Annotated in this window: 14 protein-coding genes; 5 read left to right on the forward strand and 9 right to left on the reverse strand. The window is 41.0% G+C overall.

What is annotated here, in order from left to right; translation table 11 throughout:
• Positions 1-60: 60 nt before the first annotated feature.
• A complete protein-coding gene (locus M1D52_RS01785; RefSeq protein ID WP_013664236.1) occupies positions 61-510 on the reverse strand; it encodes an SRPBCC family protein in 450 nt (149 codons plus the stop codon).
• Positions 511-889: 379 nt separating this feature from the next.
• Between M1D52_RS01785 and M1D52_RS01790 the strand changes: the two genes are divergently transcribed.
• The gene (locus M1D52_RS01790) at positions 890-3,283 is read left to right on the forward strand and encodes an ABC transporter permease (RefSeq protein ID WP_437393939.1); all 2,394 of its coding nucleotides are present in this window, start codon (positions 890-892) and stop codon (positions 3,281-3,283) included.
• Positions 3,284-3,498: 215 nt separating this feature from the next.
• Here M1D52_RS01790 and M1D52_RS01795 read toward each other — a convergent pair whose 3' ends face one another.
• Positions 3,499-4,134: a LysE family translocator gene (locus M1D52_RS01795; protein ID WP_437393938.1), complete on the reverse strand. Its 636-nt coding sequence runs from the start codon at positions 4,132-4,134 to the stop codon at positions 3,499-3,501.
• A gap of 195 nt (positions 4,135-4,329) precedes the next feature.
• Here M1D52_RS01795 and M1D52_RS01800 point away from each other — a divergent pair, with 195 nt between their 5' ends.
• The 3 genes from M1D52_RS01800 to M1D52_RS01810 all read left to right on the forward strand — a co-directional run bounded on the left by M1D52_RS01800 (position 4,330) and on the right by M1D52_RS01810 (position 10,701).
• Complete coding sequence (locus M1D52_RS01800) at positions 4,330-6,750, forward strand: TonB-dependent siderophore receptor (protein ID WP_437393937.1); 2,421 nt, start codon at positions 4,330-4,332, stop codon at positions 6,748-6,750.
• Between the two features lie 253 nt (positions 6,751-7,003).
• Positions 7,004-9,493 carry a glutaminase family protein gene (locus M1D52_RS01805; RefSeq protein WP_437393936.1) on the forward strand — a complete coding sequence of 830 codons (2,490 nt, stop codon included), beginning with the start codon at positions 7,004-7,006 and terminating at the stop codon, positions 9,491-9,493.
• Between the two features lie 215 nt (positions 9,494-9,708).
• Positions 9,709-10,701 carry a right-handed parallel beta-helix repeat-containing protein gene (locus tag M1D52_RS01810; RefSeq protein ID WP_289554324.1) on the forward strand — a complete coding sequence of 331 codons (993 nt, stop codon included), beginning with the start codon at positions 9,709-9,711 and terminating at the stop codon, positions 10,699-10,701.
• A gap of 3 nt (positions 10,702-10,704) precedes the next feature.
• On the opposite strand, the gene M1D52_RS01815 is transcribed toward M1D52_RS01810, so the two are convergent.
• The 5 genes from M1D52_RS01815 to M1D52_RS01835 form a co-directional block, all read right to left on the reverse strand.
• Positions 10,705-13,383 (reverse strand): carboxypeptidase regulatory-like domain-containing protein, encoded by a 2,679-nt coding sequence (locus tag M1D52_RS01815; RefSeq protein WP_437393935.1) that lies wholly within the window; start codon positions 13,381-13,383, stop codon positions 10,705-10,707.
• Positions 13,384-13,399: 16 nt separating this feature from the next.
• Complete coding sequence (locus tag M1D52_RS01820; protein WP_437393934.1) at positions 13,400-14,188, reverse strand: GLPGLI family protein; 789 nt, start codon at positions 14,186-14,188, stop codon at positions 13,400-13,402.
• Between the two features lie 70 nt (positions 14,189-14,258).
• Positions 14,259-14,627 (reverse strand): hypothetical protein, encoded by a 369-nt coding sequence (locus M1D52_RS01825; protein WP_289554320.1) that lies wholly within the window; start codon positions 14,625-14,627, stop codon positions 14,259-14,261.
• Between the two features lie 198 nt (positions 14,628-14,825).
• The gene (locus M1D52_RS01830) at positions 14,826-16,751 is read right to left on the reverse strand and encodes a sensor histidine kinase (protein ID WP_437393933.1); all 1,926 of its coding nucleotides are present in this window, start codon (positions 16,749-16,751) and stop codon (positions 14,826-14,828) included.
• A complete protein-coding gene (locus M1D52_RS01835) occupies positions 16,748-17,497 on the reverse strand; it encodes a LytR/AlgR family response regulator transcription factor (protein ID WP_437393932.1) in 750 nt (249 codons plus the stop codon). The genes M1D52_RS01830 and M1D52_RS01835 overlap by 4 nt, the downstream gene beginning before the upstream one ends.
• Before the next feature lie 389 nt (positions 17,498-17,886).
• Here M1D52_RS01835 and M1D52_RS01840 point away from each other — a divergent pair, with 389 nt between their 5' ends.
• Complete coding sequence (locus M1D52_RS01840) at positions 17,887-20,955, forward strand: beta-L-arabinofuranosidase domain-containing protein (RefSeq protein WP_437393931.1); 3,069 nt, start codon at positions 17,887-17,889, stop codon at positions 20,953-20,955.
• A gap of 59 nt (positions 20,956-21,014) precedes the next feature.
• On the opposite strand, the gene M1D52_RS01845 is transcribed toward M1D52_RS01840, so the two are convergent.
• Complete coding sequence (locus M1D52_RS01845) at positions 21,015-21,860, reverse strand: SDR family oxidoreductase (protein ID WP_130854891.1); 846 nt, start codon at positions 21,858-21,860, stop codon at positions 21,015-21,017.
• A gap of 84 nt (positions 21,861-21,944) precedes the next feature.
• The gene (locus tag M1D52_RS01850) at positions 21,945-22,889 is read right to left on the reverse strand and encodes an AraC family transcriptional regulator (RefSeq protein ID WP_130854892.1); all 945 of its coding nucleotides are present in this window, start codon (positions 22,887-22,889) and stop codon (positions 21,945-21,947) included.
• Positions 22,890-22,926 lie beyond the last annotated feature (37 nt).

Raw genomic sequence — 22,926 nt, forward strand, 5'->3', positions numbered from 1 at the left:
TGCTATTCATTCTTTAAGCGTGGAAAAATGAATAGCAGGCTATTATTCTATATGAGCAAACTATGCATCTGGAATTTCAGGTTCAACTAACTTAATCAACTTATCTAAAGATTCCTGCCAGCCCAAATAGCACATTTCTGCCGGTATTACAGCAGGTATTCCTTCCTGTAATACTTTTAATTCCGTACCTACGGACGTTTTGTTAAGCCACACGGAGGTTGTCATGACGCCCGGTAAATTGGGATCGTCAAATTTATCAGAATACTTTAAAAACTCATTGGTTTTCAATTCTAAATACTCTCCGCCAAAAGAGTGACTATTGCCCGTGCTAAAATTTTGAAACGACATTTTAAAGGAACCGCCTACGCGGACGTCCATATCATGTACGGTACAAAGAAAACCATAGGGGGGTAACCAAGAAGCGATTGCCAAAGCTTCTGTGAAAGCGCGATAAATTTTTTCCGGGGATGCTTTAATAACTCGGTGCAATGATACCTTATTTTCTGACATAACCTTATTTTTTACGTTATTCCTACTCGTTTGGCTTTTCGGATCGCCCGTTTTTTAGGTGGTTGCTGCTCCACCTTGGCGTAACTAATTGATCAATTTTGCCTTTAACAAATGTCATAACAAAATTCCATCTTAAAGAGGGGGTGATGCGACAGTTTAGTGGGCGGTTTATGCCGTAGGTGACAATAAGTCTTTCAGTGTCCGAGTATGAACAAGAGGTGTTCGATTATGAACACTAGCAATGCGCTTTCGTGTTTTAATTGGCTTATTATTAGTCTTTTATTTGCTTGGCAGTTTTTTTGAAAATAATTTCATGTTAAGCAATGCTTGTTAAGGACCATTCAGGTCCTCTAGCAAAGTATCGTATCACCTTCGTACCATGATTAAAAATTATTTAAAAACCGCATGGCGTAATTTATGGACCAGCAAGCTGTTCAGTGCCCTGAATATCTTTGGGTTGGCTCTTGGGCTAAGTGTAACACTATTGCTTGCACTCTTCATTATTCAGGAGCAGTCTTTTGACGCATTTCCGAACAAGGAGAAAATCTTCCGTTACCTTGCCCACATAAATTATGAGGGAAATAACATGATATGGGCTGGTGTGCCCAATTCCATAGGCCCAACGGTGCAACGAAATATTTCTGAGGTAACTCTATCTGCTCGTACCTTATTAAATGGATTCGGTGAAAACGCTAACATTACAGTTGGACACGATGCTTATATCGAAAATCGCTTATACTGGGCCGATCCTGATATTTTGGATATCTTTAACTTCCGATTTATACATGGCAATCAAAAAACGGCTCTCGATGAACCGAATACAATTGTGCTTTCGGAAACTAAGGCCAGGCAGTATTTCGGTAGCGAAAACCCCGTTAATAAAACAATAGAATTGGGCAGAAACACTACATTGAAAGTAACCGGTGTTTATGCTGATTTACCTATTACCAGTACTTTTGATGCGGAACTGATTGCCTCTTTTAGCACTACCGGTTATTCGAAAAATATTACTTGGGATAATGCCAGCTTTGAAACATGGATAATGTTAAAAAAGACCGACGATTATCGTAAAGTAAACGCTTACCTACCCCAAATGATTAAGGAACATGTTGGTGTCGAAGGCACTTATTATACGTTGTCACTTCAACCTCTGGCGGAAGTACATTTAAACTCAACAGGTATTAACAGCTATAGCAATCGGAAGGGCGATGCTGCACAACTTCGACAATTGACTTATTTAGCTATTGCACTGTTGCTTATGGCGGCTATCAACTATATGAACCTCGCAACTGCCCGTGCACAGCAAAGGAATAAAGAAGTAGGTATTAGCAAGGCCCTTGGAGCAAGTCGGAGAACATTGTTAGGTAAATTTTACACCGAAACAGCCGTATTGACGATTATTGCAATTAGTATTGGGCTAATGCTGGCCATCATAGGCATTCCGTTATTCAACGCATTATCCGGTAAAACATTAATCTACAATACGCTATCGCATCCTGTCTTCTGGATAGGATTGCCTTTATTGTGGCTTACGCTCACATTGGTTTCGGGGCTTTATCCCGCCCTGCTTCTTTCATCTTATACGCCACTGGAAGCTTTTCAAAGAGGAAAAGCCGTTAAAATAGGTTCTGCATTTTTCCGTCAGGCGCTCGTCGTGTTACAATTCACCGCCAGTATCGTATTAATTGTGGGCGTTGTTATCATGCACCAACAAATGGACTTTATGAGTCACCGTAAACTAGGTTATAATCCTGAGAATGTTATTGCCATCGGTATAAGTTCGTTAAAAGACGAACAAGAATTAGATGCCTTACGGAATCAAATAGGAGCCTTGGCTCCAACACAAAGCATGGTATTGTCACAGGCGTTTCCTGGAAAGGGAGAAAGTGGTCATCCTTTGCGAAAAAACGAGACGGATAAACACGGACCTTTGTTTTATGCCAATCGAGTAGATGGCGATATTGAATCCGTATTACAGCTTAAGTTATTGGCTGGACGGATGGTTAAGCCACGTTTGGCAAGCGATACTACAAAAAATGGCGAATGGATTTTCGAAATGGTGCTTAACAAACGGGCTGTTGACTACCTTGACCTGACGCCAGCAGAAGCCATTGGAACAAAACCCTTGGCCGGGCTTGGCGATAATACATACGTTGTGGGTGTGGTAGAGAACTTCAATTATTCCTCTTTGCATAATCCTATCGGTGCCTATGCATTTACAAACACTCCTCAAGCACTTCGATATTTATTGGTGCGTTTTACAACAGGTGATCTGAAAAGCACTCTGAGTCAATATGAGGCGTCTTTTAAAAAGATAGTACCAGATGCACCGTTTGACTATACATTTTTAGATAGTCATCTGAAAAGTTTATATCTAAATGATCGTCAAACCGCATCTATTCTCCTAGCTTTTTCCGTACTTGCAGTATTTGTAGGTTGCTTAGGACTATTTGGTTTGGCTGCATTTACAGCAGATAGACGAACCAAAGAAATTGGTGTGCGTAAAGTACTGGGCGCTACAGTATCATCATTAGTGCGTCTATTAAGCGTAGACTTCGTCAAATTGGTGGTGTTAGCCTTTGTTATTGCATGTCCTTTAGCATATTTGGCGTTCAATAAGTGGTTAGAAGGTTTTGCCTATCGCATTGATATTGAATGGTGGATGTTTGCATTGGCAGGTGTAGCAGCGACAATAATAGCTTTGATAACAGTAAGTTGGCAAGCGATACGTGCTGCCATAGCCGATCCTGTAAATAGTTTAAGAGATGAGTGATCGTGATTCTACCTATCCCGTTATGAAGTTAGCGATCAGCATATGAACTCTTCTGCTGTTAATCTATAGGCCATTAATCGCGGATATCATCATTTAGTAAAACACGCTGCTTTAGTACAAAGTCGTTAAAGTTGCGAGCGGCTTTATGCCTCTTGTATGGAATGTAATAAGGACCTATAGATGAATAAATGCTTAGCGAATTCGCTAAACGTATATTATTTTGCTTTTGAAAAAGCCATTTTTATAGCCAAACCGGTAAGTACACTCGCCATAAACCACTTTTGAATTTTCAACCAAGTAGGTTTTCCGGAAAAAAAAGCGGCTACCTTTGCAGCGGATAGAACAATAATAAAATTAATACCAAAACTTACTATAATCTGTGTAAATCCTAGCTGCAGGCTTTGTGCGAGGACAGAGCCGTATACAGGTTTTATAAACTGTGGAAAAAACGATAAATAGAATACTGCCACTTTAGGATTAAGTACATTCGTTAGAAAGCCAACCGCAAATAATTTCCCGGGTTTATCTAAAGGGAGGTGCGAACTTGTTTCAAATATATTCTTGCTATTTGGCTTAATCGCTTGAAACGCTAGATATAAAAGATATATAACGCCTAATGTCTTTAAGGTTATATAAGCAAACGGCACGGCAAAAAGGATTGCTGTCAGCCCATATGAAACCATTATAATGTGAAACAGAAAACCGCAAATTACACCTACAAGAGATATTAATCCAGCTTTTCGTCCTTGTGTTAGCGTTCTTGAAATTAAGTAAATCATGTTTGGCCCTGGACTAACGACCAATATGAGCGCGGCTAATGCAAAAAATAAAATTTCGTTAAAAGGTATCATCACATTTTAGGTTAAAGATCTATATTTTTTGCTTTTAAAAAAAGAAAAAATTGCTGAGAAGCTGTTTATCCCGTACAAAGTAATCTCGTTTTCCGATAAAAATTTGCATTTAAAAGTATTCGCTCTATATTTGCGCATATTTTTAATCAGTCTAAATAATATATTATTTCAACTGATTTATCTTGCCAAATTGATATGAAGAAAACTTTATTCGTTTTAGTCGGTCTGTTCATTACTGCGACCACTCTTTGCGCTCAGCAAACATTTTCTGTTGAAGGATCGGTATTTTCACCAGATAATCTCCCTATTCCAGGTGCTTCTATTACTATTTTGGAAGGCAAAACAGTCAAGGGAAAAACACCCTCCAATAGCGAGGGTACATTTGTATTCAATGCCGTTAAAACCGGACATTATAGAATAGAGATCTCTGCATTAGGTTTACAAAAAACCACATTGGATATTAAAGTTGAGCATCAAAATTTGGTTTTGCAACCAACTATTTTGCAATCTAATGAAATAGCAATTGATGAAGTTGCCGTATACGGGAAATACTATCAAAATTATAAGTTAGATAGCCTATCTGGTTCTTTACGATTAAAGACTTCTATTTTAGAATTACCACAAAATATCCAGGTTATTTCATCCGATATTATGGCTGATCAGCAGGTATTTGATATCGTAGATGGCATCACCCGCAATATTAGTGGTGCAACACGTCAGGGACATTGGGATAATCAATACGCGAATATACGTATGAGAGGGTCAAAGATCCCAGCCTTTCGAAATGGAATGAACATTGAAGCATCTTGGGGGCCTACGGCAGAAGACGCATCCATGATAGAGCGCATAGAGTTTGTCAAAGGACCGGCAGGTTTTATGCTCGCTAGCGGCGAACCCGGTGGGTTTTATAATGTGGTAACCAAAAAACCTTCGGGCCGGCAAAAAGGGTCAGCAACGTTTAGCATGGGAAGTTTTAGCACCTATCGCGGTGCCTTGGATTTTGATGGCAAGTTAAGCCAAAACGGAAAATTACTCTATAGGTTAAATGTAGCCGCTCAACAAAAAGATTACTTTACAAAATACAATTATAATAATAGAGTTGTGGTAGCCCCTGTCTTAACCTACAAAGTAGACACCGCTACTTCCATCACCATTGAATATACTTATCAAGGATCAAAATATCTGACGAACGGAAACTATACTTTTTCTCCTAAGCAATTTGCAGACCCTGACATCGATAACGACTTTTTTTATGGCGACCCTTCCTTTGAACCAGGCAAATTAAGAGACCATAGCGCCTATCTCTATTTAGATCATAGTTTAAACTCCAAATGGAAGCTGCATGCACAATTAGCATATTTCAATTTTAATATGACTGCTAACAGCACTTGGCTAACTTATATGAAAGAAAATGGAGATATGCCTCGTAACTGGAGTATCGCTGATGAAACGGGAGAAAACAGATTTGCACAATTTTCTTTTAATGGGGAAGAAAGAACGGGAGGCATCAGGCATCGGATATTAGTCGGAGGTGATTTTGGCAACAAAAAATTCTGGGGTGATTTCAGAGAAATCTTAAAATCGCTACCCATAGAACTCAATGTGTACAACCCCCAGTATGGCATTTCGGGATCGGCATTTCCGGTGATCGACCGATCACAAAGTACCAAAGTGAGAGCCGGTGGTAGCAATTATGTTTCATCGGTTTCGTATATGTCCTTCTATGCACATGACGAATTGGCTTTCTTAGAAGATCAGCTTCGTCTTTCGCTAGGCTTAAGATTTACGAACGCCGAAACGGTTGGCAGAACAGGAGCGGCGGATATTAAGGACAACGTCTTGAGTCCACGGGTGGGGTTAAGTTATTCCATCGATAGAGCAACAAGCGTTTATTCTTTATTTGATCAATCTTTTGTTCCCGTTTCGGGAACAGATTGGGAAGGTAATGCCTTCAAACCGATTCGTGGTAACAACATCGAATTAGGGCTAAAAAGAGAATGGTTTGGTGGTAGATGGATTTCTACCCTCAGTGCATATACCATTAAAAGACAAAACCAACTTGTCACCGACTACGACCATCCTATGCCCGGTGGTAGCGCGCAATTCTTCCAAAAACAAGAAGGAGAAGCAAAAACACGAGGAATAGAGATGGATATTTCCGGCGAAGTGGTCCGTGGTTTAAATGTTAATGTGAATTATGCATTGACAGATTCAAAGATCACTAAATCAACCGACGAATCCGTCATCGGAAATATAACACCTAATACTGCTAAACATACGGCAAATGCGTGGCTCAGCTACCGTATACAAAAAGGCGTGCTAAAAGGATTTGGTTTAATGGGAAGTGTACAGACTATGTTTGACCGCGCAATTGGAACTACAAAGGAAGCTAACTTCAAAAATTATGTGAGAACGGACGGAGGATTATCCTATCAAAAGAAAAGATATATGATCTCTTTCCTCATCAATAATTTATTGGACAACAGATCTTTGTTAACAGCAGGGTCCTTTAACAAAGCAAATGCAGAGGCTCAGGCTCAAGGAGGTGTAGATTATTACTCTTATATCGTGGAAGCGAGACGAAATATGCGTTTAGGAATTATGTATAAATTTTAAAAACCTTGGCACCGAAGGAGGCACCGCAATTTGCGGCGCCTCCTTCGGTGCCAAGTGCTTACTCACTCCTTAAACTTTTCGCTAACATAAATACCTTACCGGCTTGCTGTAAAGAATCCCTCGTTTTGAAATAAATAAGCAGTTATGAGACAAATCAGCTAAATCTTGAAACGACTTTGCTAAATCGGGTTAGCATTATGTAGTAATTTTACAGGCATCATACAATTAAAACGCTCAATACCCGATAATCGAGATGAACAAATTAAAAAAATTGAAGGCTTGGAGCTTATTGGCTTGTTTAATTACCATAGGCCAGGTCCAGGCACAAAATAGAAAAGCCCCTGCTTATCCGCTGATTACGCACAATCCTAATTTTAGTATCTGGTCAACTACCGATCAGTTGAACGCATCTACCACCAAGCATTGGACAGATGCTGATCATTCGCTTTTAGGATTGATCGATGTGGACGGCAATATTTATCGTTTTATGGGGAAAGAAGAACCCAATTATAAAACGGTACTCAATACCTCTGACGAAGAAGCCTATACCGTGCAGTATACAGAAAAGGAGCCGACAGGAGCGTGGACAACTTCCGACTATGCTGCAAGCGACTGGAATTCGGGCGCTGCTCCTATTGGTGATGACGAAAAAAGTGTAAAAACCCTATGGAAATCTCGCGATATCTGGGTTAGACGTACGTTCAATGTAAGCAAGCCCGAAACTATTGACGAGCTCTTATTGAAATTGAACCACGATGACAATATTGAGGTATATCTGAACGGTAAAAAGGTATATGAAAAAACCGGATGGACCAATAACTTCCACTATTTGCCGATCAGTAAAGCCGATCTAAAAACCGGAGAAAACCTCCTAGCTATCCACTTGACAAATACTGCAGGCGGTCGATTCTTAGATTTCGGACTAGTAGATAAGCGGAAGGAAACCACTAAGATTCAAACGGCCATACAAAAAGATGTGGAAGTTACCGCAACGCAAACCATATATACGTTTGAAGCAGGGAAGGTAAATCTGAACCTGACCTTTACCTCACCACTACTCATGAATGACCTGAGTTTGTTATCGCGCCCTGTATCTTACATCACTTATGGTGTAAGCGCCAACGATGGGAAAAAACACGCGGTAAGGCTTTTTCTTGGTGCATCGTCCAATATTGCGGTATATCGATCGTCGCAGGAAGTAGTTGCTGAAAAGTATACAGCTGATCAATTATCAGTGCTCAAGACAGGGACCGTTGAGCAAGCCGTTCTGCAAAAAGCGGCGGACGATATGCGTATTGATTGGGGATATTTCTACGTTGCGACGCCGAAAGCGAAAGGCGTAGCGCAATTTATAACGCCTGCGACAGCTGCCGTAGATGCCTTCAAAAAAGGTTCTGTAGGGTCTACCGCGTCAAAAGGGAAATTGCTATCACTAAATACAGTAATATCTTTTGGTACGGTAGGTAAAGCGGAAGTACAGCGATTTATAGAAGTAGGCTATGATGAGATTTATGCTATTCAGTATTTTCAAAATAACCTTCGGCCATGGTGGAACAACAGCGGGAAAGAAAGCATCGAAAAGCAGTTGAATAATGCGGCGAACGATTACCAATCTGTGATGAAAAAATGTGCGGCATTTGACCAACAGGTTTATGCCGACGCGCTGAAGGCGGGAGGTAAAGATTATGCGCATCTTTGTGTGCTTGCCTACCGTCAAAGTATTGCCGCACATACACTGGTCAAGAGCCCTCAGGGCGAGCTATTATGGCTGTCTAAAGAGAACAACAGTGGCGGTTTCATTAACACCGTCGATGTGACCTATCCCTCAGCACCGCTATATTTGATTTATAATCCCGAGTTATTACAAGGAATGTTAAGTGGTATTTTTTATTTCAGCGAAAGTGGTAAATATCCGCATCCCTGGGCCGCGCATGATTTAGGGACCTATCCATTGGCCAACGGCCAAACTTATGGAGAACCCATGCCGGTAGAAGAGTCGGGAAACATGATTATTTTAACAGCGGCAATTACCAAAGTGCAAAACAATGGCAATTACGCCAAGAAGCATTGGAAAAGCCTTACGACCTGGGTTGATTACCTGGTAAAAGAAGGCCTCGATCCTAAAACCCAGTTATGTACCGATGATTTTGCCGGTCATTTAGCACGTAATGCTAACTTGTCGGTCAAAGCCATAGTGGGTATTGCCTGCTACGCACAAATTGCAGAAGCATTGGGTGAAACAGCAACCGCTAAAAAATATCGAGCCATTGCGGAATCTATGGTGCCTAAATGGATTGAGATGGCTGATGCCGGCGATCATTACGCACTGACTTTCGACAATAAAGCTACGTGGAGCCAGAAATATAACTTGGTTTGGGATAAGGTGTTAGATTTGAACCTATTTCCGCAGAAAGTATACGATACTGAAATCAGATATTACCTCACCAAGCAAAACAAATTCGGTATACCCTTAGACAGTAGAAAGGCCTATACTAAAAACGACTGGATTTTATGGACTGCAACCTTTGCGCCTACTCGGGAAGTATTTGAAGCGCTAGTAAAACCCGTTTACACCCATGCAATCGAGACCGAATCGCGTGTTCCATTGAACGATTTTTATGATACAAATACCGGTATCCGCGAAAATTTCAAAGCCCGGAGTGTGGTAGGCGGTTTTTATATGAAACTTCTAGCCGATAAATTGGGAGTAGATTCGTCTCTACAAGGGGCAGAGAAACGATAATACAAAAGGGTGAAAGTACGCTAAAGGCCATTTCTTTCGAAAGAAATGGCCTTTTTTTTAAGCAATGAAATCTTTAGAATCATTATTTACAGCACATCTAAAGTGGCTGTAAATGAGATAAATTGATGAAATTTTGAAGCAAATTAAGAAACATATTAATTAATTACGCTTGTAGATTTGAGTCAATTATTTAATAACCACATAAAAACCATATTATGATGAAGTCTTACTTGTCAAAAGTGGCATTGCTGATTTTTGTATTCGCTTCCTGTGGAAAATCAGATATGTTAAAAGAGCGTCCGAATGTTATTGCTAACGGAATAACTGCTCAGGAATCGGCGCTAAACCAAGCTGCAACGATACGATACTTACCCGCCCAGAATGGTCCGGATGAAACAGGCGCTTTACAGGCGCTGATCGATCAATCTGTCGCCGGAGATATCATTATTATTCGTGCGGGAAACCATTATTTCAGCGGCACCGTGCATATTAATAAGAGCGGGTTAACCATTCGCGGAGAACATAATGGAACCGATCCTACAAATTATATGCGTAAGGCGGCTACGGCGTCAGGGCAGGGCGTTTCGGTACTTGATGTAGATGTTAATATTGTCAATACGGTTATCGATTGGATTTATGTCGATGGTGGTATGCTTCCAGAGCCTAACATACGCGTTTTCGGAAATGACACGAAAATTTATAACAGTCACTTCCGCAACAGCGGGCATTCAGGTATTTTGATCCACAATGCCAATCGAATCTGGATCGAAGGGGTGAAAACTTACTATAACTATGTAGTAGGCATTTCCCAGTGGGGCAGTTCAGATAACCGTATTAAAAATTGTCAAACTTACGAAAATGGGGGAGAGGGTATCACGATCGATGGCGGATCTCATAATTGTTTTGTGGAAAATGTTTGGATTTACAAAAACAATACGCATAAACGGGGTGTCGGAGCTATCGGTATTGACGCAGCTAACGGTGCTAATATTTTCAATTGTACAATCGACCAAACCAATGGGCATGCGGTACGGTTTCAGAATAACTTAAATCAGCCGGATGATGGTTGTCAGGTATATAATAATATCATTACCAACAATCAAGGTTGTGCTATTAGTATGCGTCATCCCCAGCTGGTTACCAATTTTGGGCAATGGGGAAATACCATGACTAATAATACGGGCGGATCTATTTGTAGTGAACCCTGAAGCTTAAAAACTATAATCAAACCCGAGTGCAATATAGCGGGGTAGCAGGCGGTATTCGATTAAAGAACGATAGGTGTCCGTAACGGTTGCACTTCGAAAGTGCCGGTTATTGAGCAGATTCTTGGCGTTTATACTAAATCTGGCTTTGATTTTTTTTGCATCATAAGCAAAGGAAAAATCAGAAAAGTAGTAGGTGCCAGGGACTTCCGAAAGAAAACTGCCAAAGCGATAAGCTTCGTTTTTTAAACTAGCTTGGATGTTTTCGGAAACTTTGAAAAAGGCGTTCAGGAAGCTGTATGTGTTTATGAGCCGGTTTGTGCTTTCGCTACTGAATGAAGATAGCTGCATGCGGCTTCCTGTATGAATGTTCAACCAATATTTCCAGACACTTCGGTACGACAAGCCGTATTCGTGTGAGCCAGAGCGTATTTTGCGGTTCCCTATTCCGGATATGCTTGTCTCATAAGCAGCGAAATTTGCCCCTATATCCAATCGCAAATTCCCATTCAGCGGTTTTACGTAATAGTTAAACTGTGCCTTATAAAAGGTCGTTTTTTTATTTTTCAACACGAGCTGCTCATTTAGATTGAAATTGGTGTTCAGCACACTCCGAGTACTGATATAATCAAATAGTATGTTGTATCCCATGGATAAATTCGCAAAAAACTTATCCAACATATTTCCGTGTGTATATGTCAGTACAGTACCCGAATTATTTAATTTCACTATGTCATTCAATCCTTTCATAAAATTCCGAATACCGGTGGTATAATAATTAGGAACTACCTCCATTAAGTCAGCACTACTTTGTTGAAACGACAACGTTGCCTCCAGCTTCCCTTTGCGGTGTGGTGTCCATTTTGCCAGCACACGTGGCGAAAAGAATAGATTGTTTCTGCTTTGTACGCTTCCATACGAGCGCAGCCGCGTATGGATAAAAGCGGTATGTAATTGTGGAGTCCATTCCCACTTTCTCCGTTTGATCGTATATTTGGTCATAATATGCGCGTTATTGCTGCCGAAATCCAGCCGATTAGAGAATCCTGACGGCCGTATATCGGTTCCATCAGTTCCATGCAATACTAAATCCGTCGCCAGCTCTTGCATTTTGTACTCATTGGAAAAGGCTAGCTCCATAAAGTCACTGTTTTTTTGTTTTCGCACGTAATGCGAAGTAATTCCGAGGTACTGCAGGTTATTTTCGGCACGCTGATATACATCCGAAATACTTCCAACCTGAAACAAATCTTCATAATAATATTGATCAATGCGGTAATCCAATGGCGACTGCTGCGCAATCAAACGTGCCGAACTTACAATGGCTTCCCGGTCAGAAAGCTTATAACTATAGGTAAAGTTATGATTGGTCAGATAACCCTGCATTTCGGTCGTCTCCACTGTATTGTTTCCGTTGAACAAGAGGTCGCCCGTATCGTGTCTGCTGAGCGATCCTAAATTTCCGGTATAGGTAAGACTCGATTGTCGATTGATATCATACTGCAACTCTACCTTCGTAAAGTACGTGTTGATACGCTTGTTAAGTTTGTAGTCCTCCGTATTGGTAAATTGGATGCTCTTAATATTGTAATCCTGCACCGTATTTCGATAGAATGATTTCTTCGTTGGATTCACAAAACCCAACCACTTAATCTTGAGTTTTTTTGTCGGATTAAGAATCGTATTGAACGACAGTAATTGGTCACGGTTGAAATTCGTTCGCCTATAGTCAAAACCGGGTAAATCTGGCATAAAGTCAATTAAAGTAGGTGTTTTTGCGCCTATGCCCACCTGCCCGGGTTCATCAGTTTGAGCTGAGTACAGAAGATGGTTGATGCTGCTTACCGCGTCAACACCATTATTGTTAGCCGTGCCTAAAAGATAATATTTGTTTTTTTTTTCAATCCTCATCAAGTTCAGACTTGCTTGGTAAAACAAGGGTTCGGTCATGGTGCCCATAGCAGATACCGATCCCAACCACTGGTGTTTGCTGTCTTCTTTCAATTGTAGATTCAAAGCAACTTTATCCGAGTTTTCAATTCCTTTTAGGTGCTTATTGTTTGAATAACGCTGTAATACCTGTATCCTGTCTATCGGTTGAACAGACATGTTTTGGGTGAGAAGTCGGTAACCCTTTTCAAAAAAGTCATCACCTTCTATCATCACTTTTTCCACTTCTTTCTGCCCGATTTTGATACTTCCGTCGGTCCCAACATTCAAGCCCGGTATTTTCTTTAATAAGTCTTCTACTGTGCGCTCGTCTCCCTGTAAAAAAGATTGAGCCTTAAGTTCGATCGTATCTCTTCCAAGGCGATAAGGACGCTTTGCGTTTATCACCACTTCCTGCAGTTGTTCCAAACCACCTGCTATAAGTCCAACATCTACTATCGTATCTTTTTGGCCAAGCTCGATTTCTTTGGCAAGCGGCTCATAGCTCAACGCTTTAAAATGTAAGGCCAGTTTGCCGGCATGGTTCGTTGTTAATCGATATTTTCCTTCTCCGTCCGTAAATGTATAAACTAGAAAACGGGAAGCTTCACCTTGCCGAAGATCAACTCGTACACCGCCGATCGGTACTCCAGCAGAAGTTACTCGTCCGCTGATCGACACCTGCGCCCAAGCTGAAAAATAAGCTGGCCCGAGACAGAAAAGCAAAAACCAACTTAAGCAAAGGTGGTTAATCATACATAGCTTCTTGTTCTCACTTATCGACTTGTTCCCATTCATAAACCTGTTCCACCGTACCGCGCACTTTTTGCCTTTCAGTTGTTACGCCTCCCACGGCAGGCATTTTACTTTCCATAATACGCATCTGCTCTTCTGCCCACGCCTCATCTTTCTTAACATATTCCTCCAGCGATAATTTGGGTAAAGACAAGATATAATTTTCATTCACCGGGATGTGCTCTTTGTAAGGATAGGAGACTTCTTTAAGTGTCCAATAGTTCGGGCTAGCGCTTTCGTTATATAGGAGTACAATCAATCCCGGAAGTCCCCCAAATTTGTATGGACCTGCAGGTATCGGAATGTCGTTGGTATAGTAGGCTATTAACGTAGTTCCGCGATAAGTCGCCGTTGCTTTATGGCAAATATATTTACCCAAGGTATCCGTATCGGTATAGTTGGTATTCCATATGAGTTCTGGAAAGTTATCGGTTACCAAATAATTCGTTTCCTTGAGCGAACGGGTTTCAATCAGTTCTTTTTCATTATTCTTCTGAACGACAATACGTCTATAGTTAATACCTGTATTGAGCACCATTGAAAAGCTGGAAGACACTTCATTATCTATATTTCCACCCTTCTCTGTATGAGCGTTTACTGGAACCGAATCAAGGATCGCGGTTTTTACACCCCCCTCAAAATAGACATGCTCATGAAAAGTAGCTACGGCAGAAGGAATATATTCGTACACAGCGTGTAAGTTCTGTGCTTGTGCTTCCCATGTGCAACGCAGCAATAGGCAAAATAATAAAAACTGTTTCATCATGATAAAAGCGATAAAAGTGAACCATTCGGTTCACTTTTTATGTAAATAGTAATCTATGGGAACAATAATCTTAGAAGGCGCCTTTGGTGATGGAAAAACCTTGCGCTCTATGCCCATTGTCTATAAATTGAAAGAACTCGGCACAGCTTCCAAATACATCGCCCGATCCGCCTACATTGGTAGAATAGGTAACACTATTGTAGCGGATACCTCCACCGTTATAATAGTTAACTGTGTAATGACAGGCTTGGAGACGCTTGTAACCTTTTTTAATTGCTTTGATCTCACGGCTAACTTCAATAAAGCCCTCACCTGTAATGGCTTTGTGCATTGTTGTCCGCTTAGCGGTGTTGTTTTCCATTGCCTTTGCACCTGAATGAGCAAAAGCAGCCGTAGACATGGCCGCTACAGCAACCAAACTCATTAATAATTTTTTCATTGCTTTGATTTTTTTGTTAAACAATTGCATACAACAAGTGCATGCTTTAATAATAAACATAAAAATAAAAGCCTGTGTACTTAAAGGGCTAAAGCATTTATGATTTGCAGTCTATATTTACAATTCGCATAATGTCATTTTTATAAGTGCCACGAGAAAAATAAGACAAGATGGTAATTAAGAAGCTCGTCATCGAAATTATCCATAAACGACAGGAATACGTAAGCTGATCAGCGTGCCCCCTCCTTCGATGGAAGTGGTGGTAATGTTTGCTTTTTTGCCGAGTAGGTGGATGCGTTCCCGGTTGATGGTTCCGGATAGCGAACGATGTGTCCCATCAGTAGGTGAGGCTTCAATTTTGCCGCTGTCCGTAATCGTTACCTGTAAAACATCCCCTTCCAATTGAAAGCGAACAGCAATAGTTCCCGCTCCCTTGATGAGGTCAATGCCATGTAGGATGGCGTTTTCCACGTAAGGTTGGATCAGCATGGGCGGCAGCATGACAGCACTTAAATCCTCATCCTGTAGTTGTTCGATATGGTATATAAACGCATGATCAAAGCGCATCTGCTGCAGACTAAGATAGTTCTCCAGCGTTTCGATTTCCTCACTCAATGGAACTAAAGCCTCTCGGCTTAGTGCTAAACTACTACGCAGCAAACGGCCAAAGCGGTTGAGGTATTTAATGGCATTATCTTTCTGATCGAAACGAATAAAACTCTGTACGGCGGATAAGGTGTTGAAAATAAAATGAGGCTCCATCTGTGTACGCAATAATTGTTGCTGCAATAGCACCTTTTCTTTTTCCTGGCGGGTTCGCCGTTGGCGAAAACTGTAATATAAGAATAAGACTGTCGCACTCAGCGATACAACACCCAAAATAGAAACGGCAAGCCACAAGCGGTTTTGCTGCAATTGCAGTTGATTGATCTTCATACTTTCATTCAACGTACGGATGGAACGATCTTTAGCCTGCAATTGGTAAAGTGTATTCATTTCGGCAATAGCCTGTGTGTTTTCTCTTTGATAAATGCTCCTTTCTAATGCCGATGTTTTGAGTAATAAATCAATGGCCGCATCTTTTTTCCCTTGAAGCTTGTATAAAGCTGCTAGATCTTTTTGATAGAGAACTTCATTCTGTGTAGAAATTACTCCCTTATGCTTTTCATTCAACTGCTTAGCCTTGGTCAAAAATTCATTCGTGCGTGAAGGCTTCTCCAACAGGATATAAGTAGCCGCTACATTGCAGTAATCAACAAACAGATTATTGATATCCGTTGCATTTGCTAATCCGGCATGATAATCGGATTCATCTAAATCACTTTTCATTAACTGATAGTGCAACAAAGAATCTGTTTCTGCGCTCTGTTCAAAATAATTGACTTTCGATTCGTAGAGAAAACCAATATTGTACCTGTCCGGATACAACCGATGAAGCGCCTCCAATTTTTGAAGATAGGAAGCAATACTATCAGCTGGTTCTTTCTGATCGTTCAGCACATTTATCATCTGTACTAATACCCGTTGATGATTGATGTGCCCTTTCGGTAATGAATCACAAAGGGGTATTGCAGCGCGATTCATTTTCTCCGCCAAATCTAATTGGAAAGCCATCTGGTTGCTCTGTGCAGCGGAAAGTAGTATGGCGGATTTTGCTTCGGGTGAAAGATTTACGGTACTGTCGGAGATTACGATGGCAGCGGCTTTATTGTAGTAATAACTCTCTTCATGCGTTCTGGATTCCAGTCCACGGATATTGCCGATGCCATTATAAACAAGTGCTTTTTCTTTGAGATTTCCGGTGGTCGGTTCAATTAATTCCAATGCCCGCTCTATATATATTTTGGCAGAATCCTGCCCTTGCATCCCATATAACCGAGCCAACTGATAATAAACCTTCGTAGCAAGCAGGGTGTCTCGCTGTACGATTGGATTTTTAAGTAATCTAGTCCATACGCCCTTTAACGAATCACTATCTTGGTTATTAACTTTTATAGCAGCAATTTGCGTTATCCGTTCAGTAAGTGCGTTCTGGTTGTTGGGTAGCATTGATGTCTGCTCACGGCAGCCAAGGCATAGCAACATCGTTATAAAACACCCCGTGTATTGTAAAAATAAGTTCATTTTGTAGGAAAAAGTTGATCTAGAATAGCATTTTTCCGGCGCAATGAGATGGGAATTTCTTCCTTGTTTTTAAGTACAATATAATCTGAACGGTTTACATCGGAAACATACCTACGGTTGACCAGATAAGATTGGTGCGTACGTAAGAAATGCGGAGAGGGTAATAATCCTTCGTAAAACTTAAGCGGTTTTGATATCAGTTCTTTTGTTCCATTGTTCAGAAAGAAAAAAGTATACGGACCATCGCCTTTGCAGTATACAATATCCTGAACAGGCACGATACGGATATTATTAACGGAATTCAGTGCAATACTCTCGGGTAAATTATTTTCGGTCATTGATGCCTGAGCCAGCGACAATTGATGCATCCATTGCGGGTTGTTTTCACATCGGCGACGATAGCGCTCCAAAGCTTCTTTCAATTCTGTATGATCAACAGGTTTCAATAGATAATCCAATGCCCCGTATTTAATCGCTTTGATGGCAAAATGGTTATAGGCTGTAATAAAAATAATGTTTTGTGGAATGAGATTTAGTTTTTGCAACAGGTCAAAAGCCGTTCCATCGCGAAGCTGAATATCCATCAATATCAGGTCAGGACGTTCTCTTTCTATTACTTTGACGGCAGCAGGCACGTTGTCGCTCCACCCAACAAGTTTAGTGTCGGTCTCCTGCTGTATTAGGTGGCTAATTTCTCTGCGTACTGCAGGTTCGTCTTCTATAATCACAACAGATATCATCATCATTTTTGTGTCTGGTAAAAATAATAATTGTAAGTGAAGGAAATTTACCTTTTCGTAAAAAAAGCTAGTCAGAAGCAATCCTTGTTTAGCGGTTCTAGGTTTAATGTATTAAGCCAGCACATTTTCTTTTTGACTATTGAATGCCTTGTTTTCGTTTTCTGGATGCATACCTGATAATATCCTGTGATCATTTGCTAAAATAGGCGTAACGAAACAGTGCGAACCTTCATAATTTTACGAAAAACTATCAAACTATAAATTATCTATTTTCAATATATTGGTCTTTAAATCTTTTTGTAGGGATTTAGACGGATGCATTCCAATATAGTACTAGAAAAACGCTACTTCTGAAAGTGGAATTTTGTAAGAGCAAAAAAGATTTTAAACAATTTATGGCAACGAAAATGTACAAAGTAATCTTGCGTGTTATCCTATTTTTGATTGTTTTAGCCGAAGGCGTTAACATCGCTCGAGCACAAAATGGAGACCAAATACTCGACGGTATCGGTGAAACCGGAATGATTGCGCGTTACGTATTTGATGGAGATACCAAAGACTGGTCTAGAAATAATTTGCACGGGAAATTTCAAGGCCCTGAAATCAAGTTTACTAATGATGAGCGGTTCGGGAAGGTTTTGTCGCTCTCCGGAGCAGCTAATGATTTTGTGATGCTCCAAGGAGATGCTTTAACAGATTTAGAGTCGCTCAGTATATCGGGATGGATATACTTGCGTTCAGATAAACGGGGTCAACATTTTTTTGATTTCGGACAAGATGCCACCAGGCATTTTTTTGTAGCTCCCGTAGGGACAAATACCCAAGAAGGTTGCCAGGCATTGATAACAACAAAAGGTGATCATCAGAAGGGTGCGGTTTCTCCAGCTATACCATTGAATAAATGGGTACACCTTGCTATCGTGATCGATATTCCTTCAAAAGCAATGATAACCTATGTTGATAGCCGACCAGTAGGAGAAACAAAAGATATCCCGTCGGAACTAACAGCGGTCTTCGGTGAACAGGGGGCAAAAAGGCAACTATATATCGGTAAATCGCTATTGCCTGAGAGCCCGTCGTTGAATGCCCTGATACATGATTTTCGTATTTATCGCGTTCCCCTAACGAGAAGACAAGTTACTGGCATTTACTACAATGCCCTGAGAGGTGGTCAGGAAGCTGCGGTTAATGTCGGGAAGCCAGAAGATAATCTTCACCAGTTTTCTCCAAGCGAGTCGAAGCTTTATAATGCCTACTTAATAAAGGTACCCGATGTAGAAGTGAAAACAAGCATAGGAAATTTGCCGCGTTTACCAAGTCATATAGAGGGAACTTATCGGCAAGGGATAAATGGGCCAAAAGTGCGGGTTCTTTGGCCTGCTCCAACCGACAATACTGCCGTTCTTCAAGCCGGACGTTATACCATTACCGGGCGCGTTCCAGGTACAGATCTACAACCCAAGGCTTTCGTCACCGTAATAGATGCTAAATCGAGCGATATCCCTAGTTCAAAACTCGCACCCTTTAATTTAGACCAGGTTTCTTTGGAGGCCGACGCGCATGGCCACAAAACTAAATTTATTGAAAATCGGGATAAGTTTATCAATACATTAGCTGCAACCGATCCTAATTCTTTTCTTTATATGTTTCGTCATGCTTTTGGTCAGAAGCAGCCGGAAGGAGCGCGACCTTTAGGTGTGTGGGACAGCCAGGAAACGAAATTACGGGGGCATGCAACGGGTCATTACCTTACCGCAATTGCACAAGCCTACGCCGGCACCGGATATGATAAAGCACTTCAGGCCAAATTTGCGGAGAAAATGGAATATATGGTTAATACCCTTTATGAACTATCGCAATTATCCGGAAAGCCTAAAGAAGCTGGCGGTATCCATGTATCTGATCCGACGGCTGTGCCTTATGGCCCCGGGAAAACGGAGTATGACTCAGATTTTAGTGATGAGGGTATCCGTACCGATTACTGGAACTGGGGGGAGGGCTTCATCAGCGCCTATCCACCGGATCAATTTATCATGTTAGAACGTGGTGCTAAGTATGGCGGACAGAAGAATCAGGTTTGGGCACCTTATTATACGCTACATAAAATCTTGGCAGGGCTAATGGATGTATATGAAGTGAGTGGTAATAAAAAAGCGCTTGAAATAGCTACCGGTATGGGTGATTGGGTGTATGCGCGTTTGAGCAAACTGCCTACCGAGACACTTATAAAAATGTGGAATACCTATATTGCGGGTGAATTCGGTGGGATGAATGAGGTGATGGCCCGCCTGTATCGGATCACGAATAAACCGAATTACCTTAAAACTGCACAGTTGTTCGATAACATCAAAATGTTCTACGGTGATGCTAGCCATTCGCATGGTTTAGCTAAAAACGTAGATACTTTCCGTGGTTTACATGCCAATCAGCATATACCTCAAATTGTGGGTAGCATCGAAATGTACCGTGTTTCCAACAATCCGGTATATTACAGTATCGCCGACAACTTTTGGTACAAAGTTGTGAACGATTATATGTATAGCATTGGAGGCGTTGCCGGAGCACGTAATCCGGCCAATGCAGAATGTTTTATCAGTCAGCCCGCGACGTTATATGAAAACGGCTTTTCTGCAGGGGGTCAAAACGAAACCTGTGCCACCTACAATATGCTTAAATTGACCAGCGATTTGTTCTTATTCGATCAAAGGCCTGAACTAATGGACTATTACGAACGCGGCCTCTATAATCATATTTTGGCGTCAGTAGCCGAAGACAGTCCGGCAAACACTTATCATGTACCGCTCAGGCCCGGTTCTATTAAGCAATTTGGTAATCCGCATATGACAGGCTTTACCTGTTGCAACGGTACCGCTATAGAAAGTAGTACCAAACTACAAAACTCTATTTATTTTAAAAGTAAGGACAACGATGCACTTTATGTCAATCTATTTATACCTTCTACCTTGGAATGGGCGGAACGTAAGATAACCGTGCAACAAACAACGGATTTTCCTAATGAAGATCACACCCGTTTAACGATTAAAGGAGGTGGAAAGTTTGATATGCATGTCCGCGTGCCGGGTTGGGCTACCAAAGGTTTTTTTGTAAGGGTGAATGGTAAAGATCAAAAACTAGAGGCAAAGCCGGGTTCTTATCTAAAAATAAGTCGCAATTGGAAAGATGGCGATGTTGTTGATTTACAAATGCCCTTTCAGTTTCACCTCGATCCCGTTATGGATCAGCAGAATATAGCCAGTCTATTTTATGGTCCTATTTTACTAGCGGCCCAAGAACCTGAAGCAAGGAAAGACTGGCGTACAGTAAGCCTGGATGCTGAAGATATAAGCAAATCTATTAAAGGCGATCCAAAACAGTTAGAGTTCACCATTGACGACGTAATTTTTAAACCATTTTATAATACATACGGGCGTCACTCCGTATACTTGGACGTCCGATTAAAATAGATTCGCCATTCTGAGAGCACATTTTGTGCTCTCAGAATGGCGAATCTGTTAAAAAGTACTTAGTTGCCGAAATCGGTCGAAAGACCCAAACTCTCATATGTAGTCATTTCGTTTTCGATCGTTGCCATTTTATCCCTGGCCATTTTATACGAGTCGCTACCCAAGAATAGATGCAAGGGTTTTGTTTCCATTTCCGCGACTTCGATAAACACCGCGGCGGCCTTTTCCGGATCGCCTGGCTGATTGCCTATTACCTGTTCTTCGTGTATAACCTCTAAATCCCGAGCTTCTTTATATTCCGCAATCGGATTTTGGGCGAGACGCATAGAACCTTTTAACAAGAAATTCGTTTTGAAATAACCGGGATACACTACCACTGCTGATACCCCTAACGATTTGGCCTCCGCCGATAAGGCCTCGGTAAAGCCGGCAACCGCAAATTTTGTCGCATTATAAATGCCCCAACCGGGAAAAGTTCCTAGAAAACCTGCAATAGAAGAAATGTTGAAGATCGTACCCGCATGCTGTTTACGGAAGTAAGGCATCACATGGCGGATGACATTTAGCGAACCAAATACATTTATGTCAAAGTTTTGACGAGCTTCTTTGTCGCTCAATTCTTCGAGTGTTCCTATCTGACCGTACCCTGCATTATTTACTACGACATCTATCATTCCGAACGTATCAACGATCCTGTTTATCGATTTGGCGACACTTTGTTCATCCACCACGTCCATTTGGAGTGGAAGGAATTCAGAGCCTGAGTGGCTTACTTCCGAACGTAACGCATTTATATCTCTTGAAGTAGCCGCTACTTTATAACCGGCGTCCAGTAATTTTTTTACCAATGTTAATCCTAAACCTTTTGAAGCCCCGGTTACTAACCATACTTTTTTTGTTTCCATAATATTTGTTTTAATGTTATGGTACAAAGTAAGTTATAGTAACGCGGTTAGGGTTTGTTCAAAACATACCGATATTTACGAGTTTCAAATATTTGGTTGCAATAAGCCGCTTTTTCTATAGATAGAAGGAGAAACACGTTCTTTTTTCTGAAAAAACGAAGAAAAAGAAGCAGGACCGGAAAAACCCAGCGCATAGCCAATGGTACTTATCGTCCAATCCGTTTGAAAAAGTAAAGATTTAGCTTCGTAAATTAAGCGTTCTTGAATGTGCTCACGGAGTGTTTTTCCTGTCCGCTCTTTAACTATCCTATTTAAATAATTGGGATGCACGTTCAACTGGTCTGCAAACTCGCTTGCGGTTTTAATTTGAAGAACCGAATTCGGATCCCGGACTTGAAAAGAAGACTCCAATAAGTTCAAAAAACTATAGAGATAATTATATCCTTCAGAAACATTCACATTAGGAAGAACCTTTTCCACTCTTTGCGCTTCCAACAATAGCATTTGTAAATGTAATAGGATCGCTTGCTTTTTATCTTCATTATCCCCTTCATTTTCCTGTAGCATTAACTCGAAATAGTGATTTATTTTTGAAGATTGGCTTTCATTTAATTGTATCACCGCTTTGTTTGCCTTAAAATAAGGGAACTGTTTAAATAATTGAAGAACATGGCCGGCATCAAGTTCAAAGTATTTTGGATTAATCAAACAAAAATGTCCACCTGTCTCTTTGGAAGTAGTTTGCCAGGACATGATTTCATCAGGATGTAGAAAACCGATATCGCCGGCCGACATATGATATTGATGCAATCCCACTGTAAGAATCCCCGTCCCCGACGTCATGTGAAAAATTTTATAGAATTGTCGCCGGTTAGGGGAGATATAATCATTTACCGGATAATCGTCTCGATTTTTTATGACGAAGTGATCTCCGTCAATAGGATAATGCTGGACATTTAAAAAAGGCACCTGATAGCTGTTTTGAGCGAATGCCGATAATTCTAAACGAGGTATTTCTGATTTTTCCATAGTGAAAATTACAAAAATGAGATTTACATCTATCCGT

It is taken from the genome of Olivibacter sp. SA151 (assembly GCF_054130995.1).

Excerpts from the sequence above, each read along its gene's own strand:
- M1D52_RS01785 (WP_013664236.1), bottom strand. The coding sequence starts at position 510 with ATGTCAGAAAATAAGGTATCATTGCACCGAGTTATTAAAGCATCCCCG.
- M1D52_RS01790 (WP_437393939.1), top strand. The coding sequence starts at position 890 with ATGATTAAAAATTATTTAAAAACCGCATGGCGTAATTTATGGACCAGC.
- M1D52_RS01795 (WP_437393938.1), bottom strand. The coding sequence starts at position 4,134 with ATGATACCTTTTAACGAAATTTTATTTTTTGCATTAGCCGCGCTCATA.
- M1D52_RS01800 (WP_437393937.1), top strand. The coding sequence starts at position 4,330 with ATGAAGAAAACTTTATTCGTTTTAGTCGGTCTGTTCATTACTGCGACC.
- M1D52_RS01805 (WP_437393936.1), top strand. The coding sequence starts at position 7,004 with ATGAACAAATTAAAAAAATTGAAGGCTTGGAGCTTATTGGCTTGTTTA.
- M1D52_RS01810 (WP_289554324.1), top strand. The coding sequence starts at position 9,709 with ATGATGAAGTCTTACTTGTCAAAAGTGGCATTGCTGATTTTTGTATTC.
- M1D52_RS01815 (WP_437393935.1), bottom strand. The coding sequence starts at position 13,383 with ATGATTAACCACCTTTGCTTAAGTTGGTTTTTGCTTTTCTGTCTCGGG.
- M1D52_RS01820 (WP_437393934.1), bottom strand. The coding sequence starts at position 14,188 with ATGATGAAACAGTTTTTATTATTTTGCCTATTGCTGCGTTGCACATGG.
- M1D52_RS01825 (WP_289554320.1), bottom strand. The coding sequence starts at position 14,627 with ATGAAAAAATTATTAATGAGTTTGGTTGCTGTAGCGGCCATGTCTACG.
- M1D52_RS01830 (WP_437393933.1), bottom strand. The coding sequence starts at position 16,751 with ATGAACTTATTTTTACAATACACGGGGTGTTTTATAACGATGTTGCTA.
- M1D52_RS01835 (WP_437393932.1), bottom strand. The coding sequence starts at position 17,497 with ATGATGATGATATCTGTTGTGATTATAGAAGACGAACCTGCAGTACGC.
- M1D52_RS01840 (WP_437393931.1), top strand. The coding sequence starts at position 17,887 with ATGGCAACGAAAATGTACAAAGTAATCTTGCGTGTTATCCTATTTTTG.
- M1D52_RS01845 (WP_130854891.1), bottom strand. The coding sequence starts at position 21,860 with ATGGAAACAAAAAAAGTATGGTTAGTAACCGGGGCTTCAAAAGGTTTA.
- M1D52_RS01850 (WP_130854892.1), bottom strand. The coding sequence starts at position 22,889 with ATGGAAAAATCAGAAATACCTCGTTTAGAATTATCGGCATTCGCTCAA.